The 16,921-nt window shown below is 51.2% G+C and carries 19 protein-coding genes and 1 other annotated feature; of the genes, 15 read left to right on the plus strand and 4 right to left on the minus strand.

The features are described from left to right. Positions 1-27: 27 nt before the first annotated feature. The 13 genes from yajC to glyA all read left to right on the plus strand — a co-directional run bounded on the left by yajC (position 28) and on the right by glyA (position 10,813). Complete coding sequence (gene yajC, locus LPA02S_RS06785) at positions 28-453, plus strand: preprotein translocase subunit YajC (RefSeq protein ID WP_054651458.1); 426 nt, start codon at positions 28-30, stop codon at positions 451-453. Positions 454-755: 302 nt separating this feature from the next. Further along, positions 756-1,886: a low temperature requirement protein A gene (locus LPA02S_RS06790; protein ID WP_054651457.1), complete on the plus strand. Its 1,131-nt coding sequence runs from the start codon at positions 756-758 to the stop codon at positions 1,884-1,886. A 116-nt stretch (positions 1,887-2,002) separates the two neighbouring features. Beyond that, complete coding sequence (locus LPA02S_RS06795; protein ID WP_054651455.1) at positions 2,003-3,367, plus strand: NAD-dependent succinate-semialdehyde dehydrogenase; 1,365 nt, start codon at positions 2,003-2,005, stop codon at positions 3,365-3,367. A 585-nt stretch (positions 3,368-3,952) separates the two neighbouring features. Then, entirely contained in the window at positions 3,953-4,366 is a 414-nt protein-coding gene (locus LPA02S_RS06800) for an ankyrin repeat domain-containing protein (RefSeq protein ID WP_054651453.1), read from the plus strand. 194 nt (positions 4,367-4,560) lie between these two features. Next, entirely contained in the window at positions 4,561-5,067 is a 507-nt protein-coding gene (locus tag LPA02S_RS06805; protein ID WP_054651451.1) for a hypothetical protein, read from the plus strand. 187 nt (positions 5,068-5,254) lie between these two features. Continuing rightward, a complete protein-coding gene (locus LPA02S_RS11680) occupies positions 5,255-5,563 on the plus strand; it encodes a hypothetical protein (RefSeq protein ID WP_054651449.1) in 309 nt (102 codons plus the stop codon). Between the two features lie 71 nt (positions 5,564-5,634). Then, positions 5,635-5,958: a hypothetical protein gene (locus tag LPA02S_RS11685; RefSeq protein ID WP_225350360.1), complete on the plus strand. Its 324-nt coding sequence runs from the start codon at positions 5,635-5,637 to the stop codon at positions 5,956-5,958. A 5-nt stretch (positions 5,959-5,963) separates the two neighbouring features. Then, positions 5,964-6,233 carry a hypothetical protein gene (locus LPA02S_RS06815; protein WP_056957037.1) on the plus strand — a complete coding sequence of 90 codons (270 nt, stop codon included), beginning with the start codon at positions 5,964-5,966 and terminating at the stop codon, positions 6,231-6,233. A 21-nt stretch (positions 6,234-6,254) separates the two neighbouring features. Then, on the plus strand, positions 6,255-6,953 hold the full coding sequence (locus tag LPA02S_RS06820; protein ID WP_056957036.1) for an enhanced serine sensitivity protein SseB C-terminal domain-containing protein: 699 nt from the start codon (positions 6,255-6,257) through the stop codon (positions 6,951-6,953). Positions 6,954-7,014: 61 nt separating this feature from the next. Next, positions 7,015-7,557 (plus strand): ankyrin repeat domain-containing protein, encoded by a 543-nt coding sequence (locus LPA02S_RS06825; protein ID WP_056957035.1) that lies wholly within the window; start codon positions 7,015-7,017, stop codon positions 7,555-7,557. A 248-nt stretch (positions 7,558-7,805) separates the two neighbouring features. After that, positions 7,806-8,822, plus strand: coding sequence for a hypothetical protein (locus LPA02S_RS06830; protein ID WP_056957034.1), 1,017 nt, complete (start codon positions 7,806-7,808; stop codon positions 8,820-8,822). 196 nt (positions 8,823-9,018) lie between these two features. Next, entirely contained in the window at positions 9,019-9,390 is a 372-nt protein-coding gene (locus tag LPA02S_RS06835; RefSeq protein WP_054651435.1) for a hypothetical protein, read from the plus strand. Between the two features lie 169 nt (positions 9,391-9,559). Then, positions 9,560-10,813 carry a serine hydroxymethyltransferase gene (gene glyA / locus LPA02S_RS06840; RefSeq protein WP_056957033.1) on the plus strand — a complete coding sequence of 418 codons (1,254 nt, stop codon included), beginning with the start codon at positions 9,560-9,562 and terminating at the stop codon, positions 10,811-10,813. A gap of 181 nt (positions 10,814-10,994) precedes the next feature. On the opposite strand, the gene LPA02S_RS06845 is transcribed toward glyA, so the two are convergent. Continuing rightward, positions 10,995-11,207: a DUF4381 domain-containing protein gene (locus tag LPA02S_RS06845; RefSeq protein WP_054651433.1), complete on the minus strand. Its 213-nt coding sequence runs from the start codon at positions 11,205-11,207 to the stop codon at positions 10,995-10,997. Positions 11,208-11,228: 21 nt separating this feature from the next. Continuing rightward, positions 11,229-11,723: a ComE operon protein 2 gene (locus LPA02S_RS06850; RefSeq protein WP_054651431.1), complete on the minus strand. Its 495-nt coding sequence runs from the start codon at positions 11,721-11,723 to the stop codon at positions 11,229-11,231. Between the two features lie 182 nt (positions 11,724-11,905). Here LPA02S_RS06850 and LPA02S_RS06855 point away from each other — a divergent pair, with 182 nt between their 5' ends. Both LPA02S_RS06855 and LPA02S_RS06860 read left to right on the plus strand, forming a co-directional pair. Then, entirely contained in the window at positions 11,906-12,790 is an 885-nt protein-coding gene (locus LPA02S_RS06855) for a bifunctional 5,10-methylenetetrahydrofolate dehydrogenase/5,10-methenyltetrahydrofolate cyclohydrolase (RefSeq protein WP_054651429.1), read from the plus strand. Between the two features lie 21 nt (positions 12,791-12,811). Further along, entirely contained in the window at positions 12,812-13,483 is a 672-nt protein-coding gene (locus tag LPA02S_RS06860; protein WP_054651427.1) for a Fic family protein, read from the plus strand. A gap of 60 nt (positions 13,484-13,543) precedes the next feature. On the opposite strand, the gene LPA02S_RS06865 is transcribed toward LPA02S_RS06860, so the two are convergent. Beyond that, positions 13,544-14,830 (minus strand): O-acetylhomoserine aminocarboxypropyltransferase/cysteine synthase family protein, encoded by a 1,287-nt coding sequence (locus LPA02S_RS06865; RefSeq protein ID WP_054651425.1) that lies wholly within the window; start codon positions 14,828-14,830, stop codon positions 13,544-13,546. Positions 14,831-15,307: 477 nt separating this feature from the next. Beyond that, the gene (locus LPA02S_RS06870) at positions 15,308-16,426 is read right to left on the minus strand and encodes a vitamin B12 independent methionine synthase (protein ID WP_054651423.1); all 1,119 of its coding nucleotides are present in this window, start codon (positions 16,424-16,426) and stop codon (positions 15,308-15,310) included. Between the two features lie 65 nt (positions 16,427-16,491). Next, positions 16,492-16,745 (minus strand) — a binding site (T-box leader). Positions 16,746-16,921: the final 176 nt, after the last annotated feature.

Raw genomic sequence — 16,921 nt, forward strand, 5'->3', positions numbered from 1 at the left:
ATCAAACAAAAATGAGGTGCGTTACTAGTGATTTTCGGTGCAAGTACGGGCATGGGTCCCGTAACAATTATTCTAATTATCCTGATGGTAGTGCTGATGTACTTCTCTATGGTTCGCGGACCTAAGAAGCAGCAGCAACAGCGCCAGCAGATGTTCAACGGCCTGAAGAAGGGCGACACCATCGTGACTGTCGGCGGCCTGTACGGTGTGATTGACTCCATCGACCAGGAACACGGCAAGATTGTCTTGGATTGTAACGGCGTCTTCTTGACGTTCGCGACGCAGGCAATTTCCCGCGTGGAGAAGCGTACGGACGATGCCGCAACTGCGGAAGCACCAGCAGATAGTGCTGCAGCAGCAACATCCGATGCAGTAGCTACGAGTGAGGCTACTGAGAGCAACGCCGCTGAGAGTAACGCTACTGACAGCGCTGCTGACGACGAAGCTAAGTAAAGTTAATCAACAATTGTTATCAATAATGGGGACTGTTCGCGTGCGGAGGCATGGGGATGGGCCTTTTTTTTGTAGAGAGTGGAGCCCCGCGGTTAGAAACTGGAGCGTAACTTGCTACGGCGTTGAAGCCCGGGTTTGGCTTCATTGCCGTAGCGGGTTACGCGCAAGTTTCTGCGGGGGGCAACTCGTTTAGAGAGCGGAGCATGCCGTTCAGAAAGCAGAGCGTAAGTAGCTCAAACCGAAAGGCCCGCACTCCCCGATTTCCGCATTCCCACCACACACCACTTTCAGGAGGTCACGTCATGCAAAAATTTTTCGGTCAACCCCGTCTCATTACTAACATCCTGCCACACCGTAAAGTTAGTTGGTTGGAGCTGTTCTACGACCTGATCTTTGCCGTGGTGCTTGCGCGGCTCACGGATCCGTTAGTCGAAGACTTCACGCCCGCGCGGTTTGCGTACGCGACCATCGTCTTTGCCTGGTTCTTCTGGAGCTGGCACGATACATCGGGGTACTTTGACAACCACGGTAACGCCACGTTAATTAACCTGTTCCTAATTAGCGCGCAGGTGGTGATAACTGGCGTGGCTGCGTTGTATATCCCCGTGGCGGTCGGCGGCGATTTCCGGCCACTGTTCCCGTGGATGGTCGTGATGAGTGCGCTGCTCAGCCTGATATGGCGCCTGATTGCCGCCATTGACGTGCACCATGCGCCGGCATCCCGGATCTGGTCGCGGGCATACGCTGGTGTCGCGGTCCTCCTGATTGTGGGGTGGTTTGCGCCGGCTACGTGGCTACCCTGGATTGCCCTGCTGGCTGCCGTCCTCAACTTTGGGGTAATCCTGGTCGGGCGTGGTGCACTGTACCGTGAGTATCGGGCTCTAGGTCAGCCGTTCGTACTCAAAGACTCGCTGCTGGAGCGCTACGGTTTGATGACAATGATTGCTTTGGGTGAAATCATCGCCGGCCTCTTCACCTACGCGGGGGATGAACCGTCGCCGACCCGCCTGGCCGGCTTTGGGGCGAGCATCATCCTCGTCGCCCTGGTTGGCGGCGTTTACTACCTGATGCTGGGTGCCGTCACAATCGAGATGCAATCGTCCTTGCAGGTGATGGCGATTCGGTGGCTGTTCCTCGTTGTGGTGTACCTACTGATGGTCATGGCCGTCATGGTCGACCTCGCGCTGGCGCACCCCGTGACCGCTTGGCGGGTCGCGCTTGTGTGCGTGCTCGTCGCAACTTTCCTAGTTATGTGGATAATCCGCTACGTGACGGGAAATAGCGAGAATCCGCGCTTGTTGGTCCCCGCAATGGTGGGCTTGCTGGTGCTGGTGGGCGTGGCCTTCGTTGGTAGTGTACTGGTCACCGTGATTGCGATGGACGTGGCGATTGCCGCAGCAATGGTGCCGGCGGTGGCCCGGGTACAGGCATAACTAGTTGTCATTTGGTAACGATGACACATTTTCCACGAATTAACGCGAATATTGGGTGCTGAAGGGTTTACAATTAATGTAAGCACTAACAAATATTTAGCAAAGGGGAATTGTTTATGGCTTACCAAACGATTAATCCGTACACGAACAAAGTCGAGCAGACGTATCCAAACGCGAGTGATGCCGATCTGGAGGCTGCGTTGACCGCAGCGCACAAGCGTTACCTAGAGTTTCGGAACGCCCAGCCGGAGACGCGCAGTGCGGCTTTGCACCAAGTGGCCACACTGATGCGGGATGAACAGCACGAGTTAGCCACCACGTTGACGCGCGAAATGGGGAAACTCATTGGCGAGGCGGAGGCCGAAGTGGCGCTCTGTGCTGACATTGCCGATTACTTCGCGGACCACGGACCGGGAATGTTGGCGGACACGCCGTTGACCACCGCCGCGGGTCCAGCATACTACGCCAAGCAGGCGGTCGGGGTGCTCGTGATGGTGGAACCGTGGAATTTCCCGTACTACCAAATCATGCGGGTGTTCGCGCCGAACTTTATCGTCGGCAACACCATGATCTTGAAGCACGCGTCGAACACGCCGGCGAGCGCCGAGGCCTTTGCGGACGTACTCCGACGCGCTGGCGTGCCGGACGGCAGCTTTGCCAACCTGTTTATTGACTACGACCAGGTGGGGCAGGCCATCGCCGATCCGCGTGTCGCCGGTGTGGCGCTGACTGGTTCGGAGCGTGGCGGTGCGGCGGTCGCCAAAGAGGCGGGGGCCAACCTGAAGAAGTCGACCCTCGAATTAGGCGGGAACGACGCGTTCATCATCCTGCCCGACGCGGACTGGGACCTGGTACGGCAGGTTGCACCGCAGTCACGGCTGATGAACGCCGGGCAAATTTGCTCCGCATCGAAGCGGTTCATCGTGGTGGGTGACCGGTACGATGAGTTCGTTGAATTCATGAAGCAGGAGTTCGCAAAGGTGCAGCCGGGTGACCCAATGGATCCGGCCACGACGCTAGCACCGCTGTCCTCCGCTCGGGCGAAGGACAAACTCCAGAAGCAGGTGGACGCGGCCGTGGCGGCCGGTGCCCACGTGGAGTACGGCAACACGCCGATTGATAGTGACGGCGCGTTCTTCCAGCCGACCGTGTTGACCGGTATTGATCGGGACAACCCGGTGTTCAACCAGGAGCTGTTTGGCCCCGTGGCATCCATTTACCACGTTGATACTGAGGAGGAAGCCGTGGCGTTGGCCAACGACTCCAGTTACGGTCTCGGTAGCGTGGTGTTCTCGCAGGACGCTGACCGGGCGGACCGGGTATCCCGGCAGTTGGAGGCGGGGATGACGTTCATCAACCGTTCGTGGTTAACTGCGCCAGAGCTGCCGTTTGGTGGTGTGAAGAACTCGGGGTACGGGCGTGAACTGTACGAGCTGGGGCTGAATGCGTTTGTGAACGAGCATTTGGTGTTGGCGAGGTAAGGTATGAGTAACCTTAATGAGGATCTGCACGCAGTGATAGCTCTGGCTTTGATGGGTGTGAACTAGCGGCGATCTATGCTGATAATGACGGGCAAGATTTTTAACGCGGATATGATATTTACGCGTGCCGGAAATCAATAAGTTTAGTCGTGTAGAAGGCGGACATGTTGTCCGCTTTTTTTTACGGTGTTAAGTGTTAAAAAAAGGACCTGGTGATTATTTAAACAGCCAAAAAGTGACGACGACGGCATCATAATACAACGACTTAACTGCCGAAAGTCTAAAGCATAACCATGAAGATGACTGACTATGGATAACGGTGGGTCTAATAATTTCAACAATACTCACGCTCCTGCATGCGTGATTGACCAACTGCTAAAGGAGAAACTGATATTGTCGCGACCACATTGAATAACCGAATAACCAATGTTACGTTACGCTAACATTTAATTGATTTCCGTTTCAAAATAACGATTCGATATGTTATGCTAACATAAATTCAGATATGGCTTTTGATGATTTTGCTGATTGGGTTGCCTGAGTTACAGCGTCGTTCAAAATTTGGAGGTGAAGGCGGCCATTGATATGGCTAAGACAGCTGGGAAAGATGCTAAGACGGTGGAGGACACTGCTGATGTTATTGGGAAGGCACTAAATTGTAAACCGATGAAGGATCGACCAAGTATACAAATGGAAAATCGTATGCGTGCTTCATTAAATGTTGAATACATAATGTCGATTATGAAGCTACTAGTTGAACGCGGCATCAATTTAAATGGGCAAGATAAGGATGGCGCGGTACCAATCAAGTATCTGGTCACTAATAACGCACTCCCCTTATACGAAAATGATGGGATTTATAAATGTTTACTGGAGCATGGAGCTAGTCCCCATTTGAGGGATAACTTTGGGAAATCGCCTGTGGATTATGCGAATAAGTTAAAGTTTCGTAGTGATTTTATCGATGTCGTAAAGGAGTATGAGGCCAATGAAAATTAGTAATGTCTAATTTGGTGACTTAAATGCCCATAGCGGGATTGCTGTGATGAGGTTGCGAAGGAAGTTAAGTACGTTGCAATTGTCGAATGGAAAATTGATCCCGAATTATTTGTTGAAAAAAATGGAATTCTGATATCAGTTAACCTTTCTTGGTTCTGTTAGCTGAGGGGTGTTTAAAGTATAGAGGTGATGGTATGTGGTTCTTTGGAAAACATGGTAGTAAAAACGCAAGAAAGTCTACCGCCGTAAAAACAACAGTGAATAGTAGAGAGCAAAGTGATGATGAAAACTGGATTGCTGATCTAAAGCACTCAGTCCATGGAGACTGGCACCAATACGATATTTTGATAGCGGCTCGTGGATACGATTGGAATTATGCAGTTTCGGCCGCAGAATATCTTATTCATAGTGACCTTACAAACATCGGTACATTGACAATTTCTGACATTGAAAACTCATCGCAGGAACTAATTAGCAATTTCGATGCTTCGGGAGGAAATCTGAGAAATCTGCCACAACTCGAACAGGAACAGGCCAGCTTGGGAGTCGGTGGGTTCAGTCGCCAACTCAAGGCACCGATAAAAGTCATTTGGTTTAATCAAACGCATTTTATTCGTTGCCTGAGCCCGGTCATTGACGATGAAGAACGCATTAGGCCGTACGTAGCAGCAATGATTGAAAGGCGCTTAGGTGATAAGTGAGGGGTAGATTGTGAAGAGTCGATATATCGTAAAGGCTGAAATGGTCAAGATAAGCCTTCTGAGTCCTAGCAACGAGATACTAACCGTTAAGGGAAACATCGTGAACTTTGAGATGGGCAAAAAAACTATCCTTGGTACTAGATGGGAGAATATCTGCACAAATGCGCTAGGAGATGTCAGCGCGTATTTGTCGATTCACAATCAAGACGCGTATCGTGAGTGGAACAATGTGGCCGCCTGGATGAAAGAAAACTTGGCATCCACCTTTCAATCGCAGATGTCTTCACTGATCAGTGAAGGCCGACTTGAGAAAAGTATGGAGCCAATTATCCTATACAATTTACTGGCGATGGCCTCTTACTTATACTACAGCGATATTGTTGAATCCCAGTTCTTTGCTGACATGTATAGTATCTATACGGCCGGTAAGATTCCGTGTGGTTGGCGTGGAAAGTACCCAGACGGGAATTTATATATATATAGCGAGGTTCAATAAATGAAAAGTAATTTCGAAACTCGTTACCTGCTAATGTGGTTTCTTCGTTCAGGGATGGCCATTACACTACAGTGATTACAAACGAAGAGATTACTGTATATCGGTCATTTGGCGGAAGGGCTAAGATTGATGGAGGCTATGCGACCACTGTTCCGGCTACTTCAAGAGCAAACACCATTGTGGACAGTGCATTATTACCTGAATGGCAGAATACTGCAAAATATGAAGAGGTTATAAGGATTCCCAAGGGGACCAGGTTGAATATAGGTAAGGTGGCACCGCAGCTCAGTAGTGACGGCACTGTTTATTTAAAGGGTGGTGCTGATCAAATTGTTCTTCCTAAGAATTGGTCATCAGATTGGATTGAATCAGCTCGAATAGTACCTAGGAGGTAAATGTATTGAATGAAATTGTTAGCGATTGTGAACATCTTCTTGAATTGCTCGATAAAACGTATCCCGGGGAAAAATATAGAGCAACTACTGTCCATGATATGTATTATACAGTTAGGGACATCATTGATGATGTGAGTGATGATAGTATGCACGATAATTATCACCTAACGAGCTTTATTCATCCGTATATCGATAATACTCGTGATTACGATGCTGACAGTGAAATTGTAAGTTTACTGGAAAAAATTCAAAATGAATTATCCGGGCGACTTTGAAGGAAATAGAGGAATACAAAAATGTCAAATAAAATCGAAACCGCTTTGATAAACCTTCGTAATACTAAGACTGAAGAGAGTTTTCGTGAGCTTGAAGATACGGTTATGGATTCGACGTTGCTTTTAACAATCCAACAGATTAGCGAAGATGAAATACATCTGGTAGTAATTACTAATGATCATGATGAAAAATATCTTCCCGTGTACTCTGACACAAAAAACATGGGTCTGAATCAACAGAAGCTTAATTATTCTGAAGTGTCTTTTGGTCAACTGGTTGACTTGTTGAAGCAAGATTCCACTATTTATGGTGTTGTGATTGATCCATATAGCAATAACATCCCTTTTTCTCGAGATGATTGGTTCTCAATGCAAGCGAAAAAACAATCTGTAAAAAGTGGAACGGAAATCTCAATTGGAAAGCCTAGTGCTGATGTAAGTGAATTAACTGATGGATTGATTGAGCTGTTGAAAAAGCAGCCTAAAATAGACAGTGCATATTTAGTTCAATCAATTGAGAATGAAAATAACCGGAGCTCTTTACTTGTGGTAGTCAATAGCGATAGTAGTGGAGCGTTGCGGGCCGTTAGTGATGAGGCAGGGGCACTACTGTCGTCGCAAGAAACACTTGATTTCATTCCTCAAAATACTGGAATTGGAAAGTTTGTGGCTGAAAATTTTGTCCCATTTTACAACAAGGACGATAGTCTCAAAGCTTAGCAATACGATTGGACTTGTTGTTAATCTAAGCGGTAATGATTAATTTGAAGGAGGTAATGTAGTGAGAATTAAATCAGTATATGAGGCTGCTATGTGGGGCACATATCAACAATTTACAGATTTTTTTGATGGTAATATAAATGAGATTGATAAGGAAAGTGGATTCACTTTACTGATAGCTAGCATGGTTAACCAAGAAATGTTGACTGACAAAATGGAAATAATTCGTTTTTTGCTAGACAATGGGGCCGATGTTAATCTATTCAGCCAGTTTGAACATCAAAATGCACTTCACGTTCTTTTCCTTTCGTCAGAGACACCAAATGTTGATTACCTAATGACGGTTGTCGAACAATTGGTTGAGCGGGGTATCGATATAAATGCAAGGGACAAGGATGGTGCAGTACCAATTAAGTATTTAGTAACTAATGACTTCCTGCCATTGCACGAAAATGAAGTACTGTATAGGTACTTACTGGATCACGGAGCCAATCCATATTTGAAGGATGTCTCTGGGAAATCCCCTGTGGATTATGCCAAAAAGTTACAATTTCGCAGTGATTTCCTCGACGTGGTAAGTGAATATGAGGCCAATGGAAATTAGCAATGTCTAATTTGTTGACTTAAATACCCATAGCGGGATTACTGTGATGAGGTTGCAAAGGAAGTTAAGTACGGTGTTATTGTCGAATGGAAAATTGATTCGTAAGTATCTGTCGATAAAAAATGGAATTCTGATTTTAATTGTTAGATAGAGCATTGGCATTCAGACTGTGTTTTAGGAGAGTTCGTCGTTTGAACTTGTCAGCCTAAACTACCTCTGAATGCTTTTTTGTAGGGGCGATGAAAGATATGGACGGACAGAAAACAGAGAACAAGAGTTTGAAGTGGGTTGCAAATTGGATTAACGCGTGCACAGATAATGGGATTAAGCCTTGGCAATTCGATTTTAAACGACTGTATTTAGATGATTCTTACAGTGCAAAAGATCAACACGCGCCATTAGAGGAGGGGGACTATCCTAATTTGCATTTGTGGTTAAAGTATAAATTCACTAAGGAGCTTGATAAGAAAAGCCCTAATATCAGTGATTTGGTGGATAATTATAGTGCCTTTGAAGTTGACAAGGCAGCATTTCCAATTTACGTTGCATTGGGCTGGCAAAAATCGGTTAACGATCAAATCAATGGAGACACAGTCAATTCCTTAGGGACAACGTTTACGCAGCTACTGTCTGTGTCTAATACCCAATTTTCGATGGAAAACACTGAGCGTTGGCAACAACTTGTTGGCGATATACCCAACCTAAAGTCAAAGTTACAACAGTGGGGAACCGGAGAGTATGATCAAGAGCTTGACCAAATTGCCAGTTTTCAATTTGCGACTGAGAATGGAGGCAAGGTTAAGCATGGCGATAATGAAATAGCCGTAATGAAAGAGCTTGAAAGGTTTGCTGCATTAACTAGTTCAATTGGTAACTTTATGGTCTTTCCGTCCTGGATGAATCAAGGGCGTGGCATTGGCAATATTCATGACTATTGGGACCTTGCATTACGCGATATGCGTAACTTTTGGATGGAAATTTCGGGTGATGATACTTTCTGGCAGGATTATCTGAACAAGTATTATATGCATGAATTTACTTATGGCAATGGAGAGGTAGTTGAATTATGGTCCGGGCATCTGACTGGCCCCCGTGCCTATCCTACTAACCAGGCTGATATTGCAGAGTACTTTTTCAATGCCAACCGTATTATTGAAAATCGCGGTAAAAAGATGGTTTGCGAACTTGTAAAAATAATTTTGGAACAGCACGATGAGGATATTCAACTTAATGAAGGCGCAAAAAAGTTAATTGATGCTGGTTAATTCAAAGCAATATACTTTTTATTTACAGGTAGTATTCAAATCAATTTAAAGTCAGTATAACCAAATGTGTTTTATATCCGTCTCCGAATGACCTGTGAGTCTTTTTTCTCGTTAAGAACAAAATTAATGCGGCAGATTTAGCTACGGGTTAAAATAAGGGTATTCATTAACAGTCAACAACTTTGGAGGATAGCCCATGGAAAACGAAAACAACCATCCAGAACCCTTGCCCGCCGAATTACTTGAAAAGATTGCTTACTATAGCGATGCGCAGAGACGAATTCCTTTCACCGAAACACACGTACTGAATCTGACTACGCCGGATGGTCATTACGAGTTTTACACCGAGTCGGTCAGTAAGTACCAGGTCACCATTAACGGGGATGATCGGTCGGTGGTGCGTATCAATGATGCGCATACATTGCGTAAGGATGCGCAGAGTATTTCACTGTACGATTTGAAAATTGCGGTAGGAAGTTCAGGGCGATTGTTGCTGACACCATTGGGAGAGGGCATCGTGACGATTCGCCTTACGTCCAGAGTGAAGACAATCGTTGCACTTCCGTAGGTAAATAAATTGAGGTTTGATTACATACGACAAGACAGGCTATTAACGAAATACAACAATCGTTAATAACCTGTCTTGTCATCTTTGCATTTATGGTGTTAATAACCTCCTACCTCATGCTATGATGTAATCGTAGTAAATTCCATTCGACACAAGGAGGCCGCAGTCCATGACTAACAGTTACGAAGAGGCAGATCCAGAAGTTTGGCAGGCGATTCACCAGGAGGAAGACCGGCAACAGCATAACATTGAGCTAATTGCGTCCGAGAACATTGTCAGCGCTGGCGTTCGCGCCGCCCAGGGTAGTGTCCTAACGAATAAGTATTCCGAGGGTTATCCTGGGCACCGCTATTATGGTGGTAACCAGTACATCGACATTACTGAGCAGCTGGCCATCGACCGCGCCAAGGAACTATTCGGGGCCGAAGCCGCCAACGTTCAGCCACACTCGGGTTCACAGGCTAATATGGCCGTGTACCGCGCATTGCTTGATGACGGGGACACGGTGTTAGCCATGGATTTGGCCGCCGGTGGACACTTGTCGCACGGCGCCAAGATTAGCTTTTCCGGTCAGGAGTATAATTTCTTCCACTACGGTGTGGATGCCAACGGCCGCTTGGATTACGACGCCATCATGACGCAGGCCAAGGAAGTGCAGCCAAAGTTGATTGTGGCCGGTGCCTCCGCGTACAGTCGGATCATCGACTTTGCTAAGTTTCGTGAGATTGCGGATGCCGTGGGGGCCATGCTGATGGTCGATATGGCACACATTGCCGGTCTGGTGGCGGGGGGCGTGCACCCGAACCCCGTACCGTACGCCGACGTTGTTACCACCACGACGCATAAAACGTTGCGGGGACCTCGCGGCGGGCTGATCCTGAGCAAGGAGAAGTACATCAAGGCTATCAACTCGGCCTTGTTCCCCGGTATTCAGGGTGGCCCGCTCGACCACGTCATCGCGGCCAAAGCCGTGGCGCTGGGCGAAGCTTTGCGGCCTGAATTTAAGGATTACGCCCAACAGATTGTTCGGAACATGCAGGCGATGGACCGCGGGCTGACCGATGGGGATTCACAGCTGAAGCTCGTCTCTGGTGGGAGTGACAACCACCTGGTGTTGGTTGACGTGCGGCCGTACGGGGTGACGGGTCGCGACGTGCAGAACTTACTCGACTCGGTTATGATTACGACCAACAGTAACCAGCTACCAGATGAAACTAACGGCCCGTTCAAGACTAGCGGCATTCGGCTGGGCACTGCGGCGGTGACTACGCGCGGCTTTGATGAAGACGACTGTTACAAGGTCGGCCAGCTGATTGTGCGTGCAATCGCTGGACGTGAGGATGGGGACGCGTTGGCAGCGGTCGCCAAGGAAGTACGCGCGTTGACGGATGCTCATCCGGTTGACGCGACGATTAACGCTTAGATAACGCACAATGGCGCACCCCAATCAGGGGTGCGCCATTGTTTTGGATTCAGATATCGCTGAAGGATTGGTTAGCTGGTGCTACTTGAACGGACCCAAAAATGGCTGTACGGAATCACCCGGTTGGGTGCCCGTACAGCCATTTTCTCTATCAAACGCGTTCCCTTACTCCGGACAAGCCCTACAGTTGCCCAGTCAATCCCATCACGATGACGCCGACGCCCGCAAGCACGCCGATTACTCCGATCACGCCGCTAGTGTACACTGCATTCAGCGCAAACGGCGACGTGTCTGGACCAGCATCAGTGCGCAGATAGTGCATGTACTTCCGCGTCCGCCATACCTGCCAAACGCCCAAACCAATTAACACGATACCCAACAAAACAAACCACATGCTGACCGCCTCCCAGGTAGTCTAATCCGCAGTTTCTTCCTCACCAACATACTCGGCAAAGTTGGCCCGCTCCAGATCGGCGGGGCTGAGTTTGACCTGCCGCACGATGGTGTGCATCCGCTTCAGTAACTGCATCGCGTACTCGTCGTTGTGGTAGTTGCGCTCGTAGACGATTTCCTTCACGCCGGCCTGTAGCAGCATCTTGGTACACTGCAGGCAGGGAAAGTCGGTGACGTACACCGTGGCACCGTCCGTGGACACACCAAACTTTGCACACTGCAGGATGGCGTTCATTTCCGCGTGAATCGTGCGGACACAGTGACCCTCAACGAGGTAGCAGCCCTTATCGGTACAGTGGTCATCGCCGGCAACGGAACCGTTGTAACCCCCGGCGATGATGCGCTTATCCCGCACCAGCGTGGCCCCGACGGATAGCCGGTTACAGGTGCTCCGCGACGCTAGTAGCACCGCCTGAATCATGAAGTAGTGGTCCCAGTCCAGTCGTTCTTTGCTCATAATGATCTCCTCGGTTTACAGGTGAACTTTGCTCTGCCCCTATATTACCACCAAATATCGCGCACGCATTCTGCAAATTATAGCGTGCAGTGGTAACGATGCCCTTAAACTCGCCCGTCTGCCTGGTGACCTGCGCGAACGGTACTGTATAATGGAAATAAAGTGTAATTTAGGAGGGCGCAATGACAAAAATTTTAGCAGCAAAGCCCGTGACGGAGGCATTGGTCAAAGAGATGCAGGCTAGCGCCATTACGGTAACGGCCCAACTGGGGCGCAAACCCAAGTTGGTGGTCGTCGTGGCGGGGGATGATCCCGCTAGCGCTATCTATATTCGGAACAAGCAGCGGCGAGCCGAGGCCGTGGGTATCGACGCCGCGACGGAGCACTTACCCGCGAGCGTGCATACCAGTGACGTGTTGGCAGTCGTCCAGCGGTTAAACGCGGACGATGGGGTGGACGGCTTAATCGTGCAGTTACCGTTACCTGACGGCGTGGACGCCGAGGCGGTGCGCAACGCCGTTGATCCTGACAAAGATGTGGATGGCTTTACCGACGTAAATCAGGGCCGCTTGTGGAGCACACCCAAGGGTCAACCGATCACCACGCTGCGTCCCTGCACGCCGCGCGGAATTATGAAGTTGTTGGACTTTTACAACGTTCCTTTGGCAGGCAAGCGCGCCGTGATTCTCGGCCGCAGCAACATCGTCGGCAAGCCGATGGCGGCAATGCTCCTGCACGCCGACGCCACGGTGACGATTGCGCATTCGCGGACCACTAACCCGCAGACCATCCTTAGTGACGCCGATATCATCGTGGCTGCGACGGGTCAGGCCGGCATCGTGAGCGACGCCGACGTGAAGCCGGGTGCGGTCATCGTCGACGTGGGGATGAACCGGATTGCTGGCACTGACGGCAAGAGCAAGCTCGTGGGCGACGTCGACTTTGACGGCGTTCAGTACCTCGCAAGTGCCATCACGCCCGTTCCTGGTGGCGTGGGCCCGATGACGGTCAACATGCTGATTTACCAAACGATTGAGGCGGCGCAGAAGCGGGCGGCTGCAAAGTAGTAGCGGAAGGCTGGTGGCTCAGTGGCCAATTATCCTGATAAATTTGCGTTAAACGTTGGCGATAATCAGCGTTATGCCCAAAGGGGTGCCACCTGGTTGGTGCACACCGCAGCGCGTTTTGAGGGCGTTAGCACGAGCTGGGCGCAAACTCAAACCATCATGGACGGACTGGGTGTGGACGGTGTACCACTCGCCGATATTAACGTGATTGTGTACCTAAAGCGTGGTTGGAGTTTCGTTACGGAGTCGGATTTACCCTTTGACTGGCAGTACGTGCGGACCGTCAATGCCACCGTGGCGGCCGATGATTCGCTAGCTCCAGGTGAGTTCCGTACGGGTGCGGGTCTGGTAGCACTGGGCGACGGCAACGATTTTGTGCCGCCGTTAGTTGATGCAAATGCTGAGATCGAGTATTTGCACGACTTGTTAGCAAGTGACGACAGCACCACGTATCGGGCATTGAAGTTCATGTACCACGTGATGCGGCGACAATTATTTTGGGACGGAAACAAGCGCACCGCGTTACTGGCGGCCAACCGCCTGATGATTTTGGGTGGTACGGGTTTGATCAACGTCCCACTCAATCATTGGGCGCGGTGGAACGATCTGATTACCGCGTTTTACCGTAGTGGTGACGCTGCTGACATTATTGATTGGACGTACCAGTACGGTATTCAGGGACCAGAAATTTAGATACGTAATACCAACAAGGGACCATCCACAATTGCGGATGGTCCCTTGTTGGTGCTGACGTTACTCGACGGCGTCCAGTGCCTGGCTGAGGTCGGCAATTAAATCGTCCACGTTTTCAATCCCGACCGAAATCCGGATGAGGTCGGGGGTAATCCCCGCCGTCGCCAGCTGCGCGTCACTCAATTGGGCGTGCGTGGTTGACTTGGGGTGGATAATCAGCGACTTGGCATCCCCCACGTTAGCAAGCAAGCTGAACAGCTCGACGTGGTCAATCAGCTGTACCGCGCCGTGTTCGCCGGCCTTGAGCCCAAAGGTGAAGATGGATCCCGTACCGCGCGGGAAGTACCGTGCGGCTAGTTCCTTGTATGGTGAGTCCTCCGTTTCCGGGTAGGATACCCACGCTACTTTGGGGTGCTGCTGGAGGAACGCCACGACTTTGCGGGCGTTAGCGACGTGCCGCTCTACGCGCAGGGACAGCGTCTCCAGCCCCTGTAGCAGGTACCACGCTGACTGTGGGGCCAACGTGGCGCCGGTATCGCGCAGGTGCTCGGCGCGAATCTTCGTGGTGAACGCACCGCCCTTGAGGTCGGCCCAGACGAGCCCGTCGTACGCTTCTGCCGGCGTGGTGAAGCCGGGGTAGCGCCCGGATGCCGCGTAGTCGAAGTCACCCTTTTCAATCACGAGTCCGCCGAGCGTGGCCCCGTGGCCGCCGATGAACTTGGTGGCGGAGTGTACCACGACGTCGACGCCGTGCTCGAAGGGCCGGATGAGGTACGGGGTGGCAAAGGTGGAGTCGACAATCGTCAGGATACCGTGCTCATGCGCAATTTTAGCGACAGCCTCGAAGTCGACAATGTTGATGGCCGGGTTGCCGAGGGACTCGAAGAAGATCACCTTAGTGTTGTCCTGAATCGCGTTCGCAAAGTTCTGCGGGTCGTCCGGGTCCACAAAGGTGGTCTCGATGCCGAGTTGCTTGAGGGTGCCACTAAACAGTTCGTAAGTGCCGCCATAAATGGTGCTAGCACTGACGATGTGGTCGCCAGCACCCGCCACGTTCAGGATTGCGGCCGTCACCGCAGCGGCGCCTGAGGCCAACGAGATGGCGCTAGTCCCGCCTTCGAGGGCGGCAATACGGGCTTCCAAAGCCGCGTTGGTAGGGTTAGTCAAGCGACCGTAAATGTTACCGGGTTCGCGGAGACCGAAGCGGTCGGCGGCCTGCTGCGCGTCTTTGAAGACGAACGCCGCCGTTTGGTAAATAGGCGTGACGCGGGCACCGGTTGCCGGGTCGGGTTCTTCCTGGCCGGCGTGGAGTTGGAGCGTTTCAAAGTGATAGTTATGTTCAGTCATGGGGATGCTTCCTTTCGTGTTCTGCGCGTTGTCCAATCAATCACTGGCTCATGCTACTCTGTGTGTATGGTGGTGCGAATTACTGCAGTTAATTCGCACCGGGATGTCTGGAGAATGGTTGCCGCTATGTCGAGTCGCGTTTGTGGCCGCGGCGGGCACAGGGGTGGTGGGGCCCAGACGTAAAAAGTCGCCCCGGGATGCGCACAGCGTGAACGTTGTACGTATCCCGGGACGACTTTGATCGTGTTACCACCCGTATTTTGACCCGTATCACTACGGGTCACTCATCCGGTGCACGGTGTCACCACCGTAAACCGTGACGCGATAACGGGCGTTCCCGGGCTGGGTTGGCCGTGGCTGACCCAGCAATCAAACGGTAGACCATCTTCGGTGCGTGGGCGTGACCGGCTTACACCCGTCCCGGCTCTCTGAACACGACCACTGCACTTACTCATCTACGTGAATATCAATATTTAATTACTTACCCCAAACATCGGCGGTAATGTTGCGAATCAACGCGAGCTTGGCCCACTCATCGTCGTCGGTGAGGACGTTGCCTTCCTCAGTGGAGGAGAACCCACACTGTGTGGAGAGGGCGAGGTTATCGAGCGGTACCAGTTGCGCGGCCTGCTCGATGCGGCGCTTTACGTCCTCAGGATCCTCCAGCTCGGGGAACTTACTGGTGACGAGCCCGAGCACGATTTCGACGTCCCGGCGACCATTCCAGATCTGGGCGAGGGGAGCAAAGTCGCCGTCGCGCTCACTGTCGTACTCCAGGAAGAACGCGTCGTATGGCAGCTGACCCAGGTAGGGTGCGACCGGTGCGTAACTACCTTCAAAGAGGTAAGTGGATTTGAAGTTACCGCGGCAGATATGCGTCGAAACTTTGAGGTCATCCGGCAGGTCCGCGAGTAGCTTGTTGATGACGTACACCGCGTCTTCGGCCAGCTGCGCGTAGCGGGTGAATTCGGCGGGGTTGTCCTCGGCCTCGTTCAGGCGGGCAATCAGGAAGGCCCAGGTCGTGTCGTCCAACTGAATGTAGCGTGCACCGCGTTGGTAGAACTGGAGCAAAGTTTCGTGGTAGGCCTCAGCCAGGTCATCCAGGAATTGGCCCCAAGTACTGTAGAATTCGTGCCAGTTATCACTCCGGTTGTCACGGAACCACATCGTTGGTGATGGAATCGTCACCTTTGGTTCAACGCCTGCGGGGAGCGTGGACTTCAAAAAGTCGAAGTCGGCGTAGAACGGGTGGTTGGGGTTGGCCGCGATGGGACCAGCCAGGCGGACGTTATCGGTGCGGGTCTTGCTGCCCTTGAACTTGTACGATTCGTTGTAGTTGTACTTCTCGGCGCCGTTCAGGTTCCAGAGGAAGTCGAGGTGCCACCAGGAGCGGTTAAACTCGCCGTCGGTAATGCCGGTCAAGCCCGCGTCGACTTCGTGCTGAACGAGGTCCTCGATGGCGTCGTGCTTGATGTCGGTCAGCTGTTGAGCGGAAATCTTGCCAGCGTCAAAGTCGGCGTGGGCCTGTTTGAGTGCGGCCGGGCGTAGGTAGCTGCCGACCTGGTCGAATTTGTAGTGTAACTTGGTTGTGCTCATGGATTAATCCTCCTCGAAGTGTGGTGGGGGTAACGCAAAAGGTCGTCCCAGAATCCCCATATGGATTCCGGGACGACCTTTGCCGTGTTACCACCCGTGTGTTGAACCGCGTCACCACGGCTCACTCAGTAAGTACGGTACTCCCGCGGAAATACGATACTCGCGTGCGGTAACGGGCACGATACCGGGGTCAGTTCGCGATTGCTCACCAACCAGCAGACTCCAGGACCATCTTCACCAGTGCATCGCGACCAACTCACACCACCCGTTGGCTCTCTGCGCGCGACTTACTGGTTACTCATCCCTTCAACGCCTATCAATTGGCATTATCATACGGCGTGAATAAATTAATGTCAAGTTGCATTTGCGCGAAATTTTGGTTAGTCGATGACGTCACAGTGTGGTTGCCGGCAGCGTAGGCCGGACCGGTGAGCTGCGGCTTTCGTGGGGTGCTCCGAGGTAACCACAGCTAGGGCGAAGGCTCCAACCCGCCAA

It is taken from the genome of Lacticaseibacillus pantheris DSM 15945 = JCM 12539 = NBRC 106106 (assembly GCF_001591865.1).
Classification (GTDB): Bacteria; Bacillota; Bacilli; order Lactobacillales; family Lactobacillaceae; genus Lacticaseibacillus; species Lacticaseibacillus pantheris.

What these genes read in the sequence shown, in the direction of transcription:
- glyA (WP_056957033.1), top strand. Translation starts at nt 9,560, where the DNA reads ATGACTAACAGTTACGAAGAGGCAGATCCAGAAGTTTGGCAGGCGATT.
- LPA02S_RS06845 (WP_054651433.1), bottom strand. Translation starts at nt 11,207, where the DNA reads ATGTGGTTTGTTTTGTTGGGTATCGTGTTAATTGGTTTGGGCGTTTGG.
- LPA02S_RS06830 (WP_056957034.1), top strand. Translation starts at nt 7,806, where the DNA reads ATGGACGGACAGAAAACAGAGAACAAGAGTTTGAAGTGGGTTGCAAAT.
- LPA02S_RS06820 (WP_056957036.1), top strand. Translation starts at nt 6,255, where the DNA reads ATGTCAAATAAAATCGAAACCGCTTTGATAAACCTTCGTAATACTAAG.
- LPA02S_RS06805 (WP_054651451.1), top strand. Translation starts at nt 4,561, where the DNA reads ATGTGGTTCTTTGGAAAACATGGTAGTAAAAACGCAAGAAAGTCTACC.
- LPA02S_RS06800 (WP_054651453.1), top strand. Translation starts at nt 3,953, where the DNA reads ATGGCTAAGACAGCTGGGAAAGATGCTAAGACGGTGGAGGACACTGCT.
- LPA02S_RS06865 (WP_054651425.1), bottom strand. Translation starts at nt 14,830, where the DNA reads ATGACTGAACATAACTATCACTTTGAAACGCTCCAACTCCACGCCGGC.
- LPA02S_RS06835 (WP_054651435.1), top strand. Translation starts at nt 9,019, where the DNA reads ATGGAAAACGAAAACAACCATCCAGAACCCTTGCCCGCCGAATTACTT.
- LPA02S_RS06855 (WP_054651429.1), top strand. Translation starts at nt 11,906, where the DNA reads ATGACAAAAATTTTAGCAGCAAAGCCCGTGACGGAGGCATTGGTCAAA.
- LPA02S_RS06870 (WP_054651423.1), bottom strand. Translation starts at nt 16,426, where the DNA reads ATGAGCACAACCAAGTTACACTACAAATTCGACCAGGTCGGCAGCTAC.
- LPA02S_RS06790 (WP_054651457.1), top strand. Translation starts at nt 756, where the DNA reads ATGCAAAAATTTTTCGGTCAACCCCGTCTCATTACTAACATCCTGCCA.
- LPA02S_RS06850 (WP_054651431.1), bottom strand. Translation starts at nt 11,723, where the DNA reads ATGAGCAAAGAACGACTGGACTGGGACCACTACTTCATGATTCAGGCG.
- LPA02S_RS06795 (WP_054651455.1), top strand. Translation starts at nt 2,003, where the DNA reads ATGGCTTACCAAACGATTAATCCGTACACGAACAAAGTCGAGCAGACG.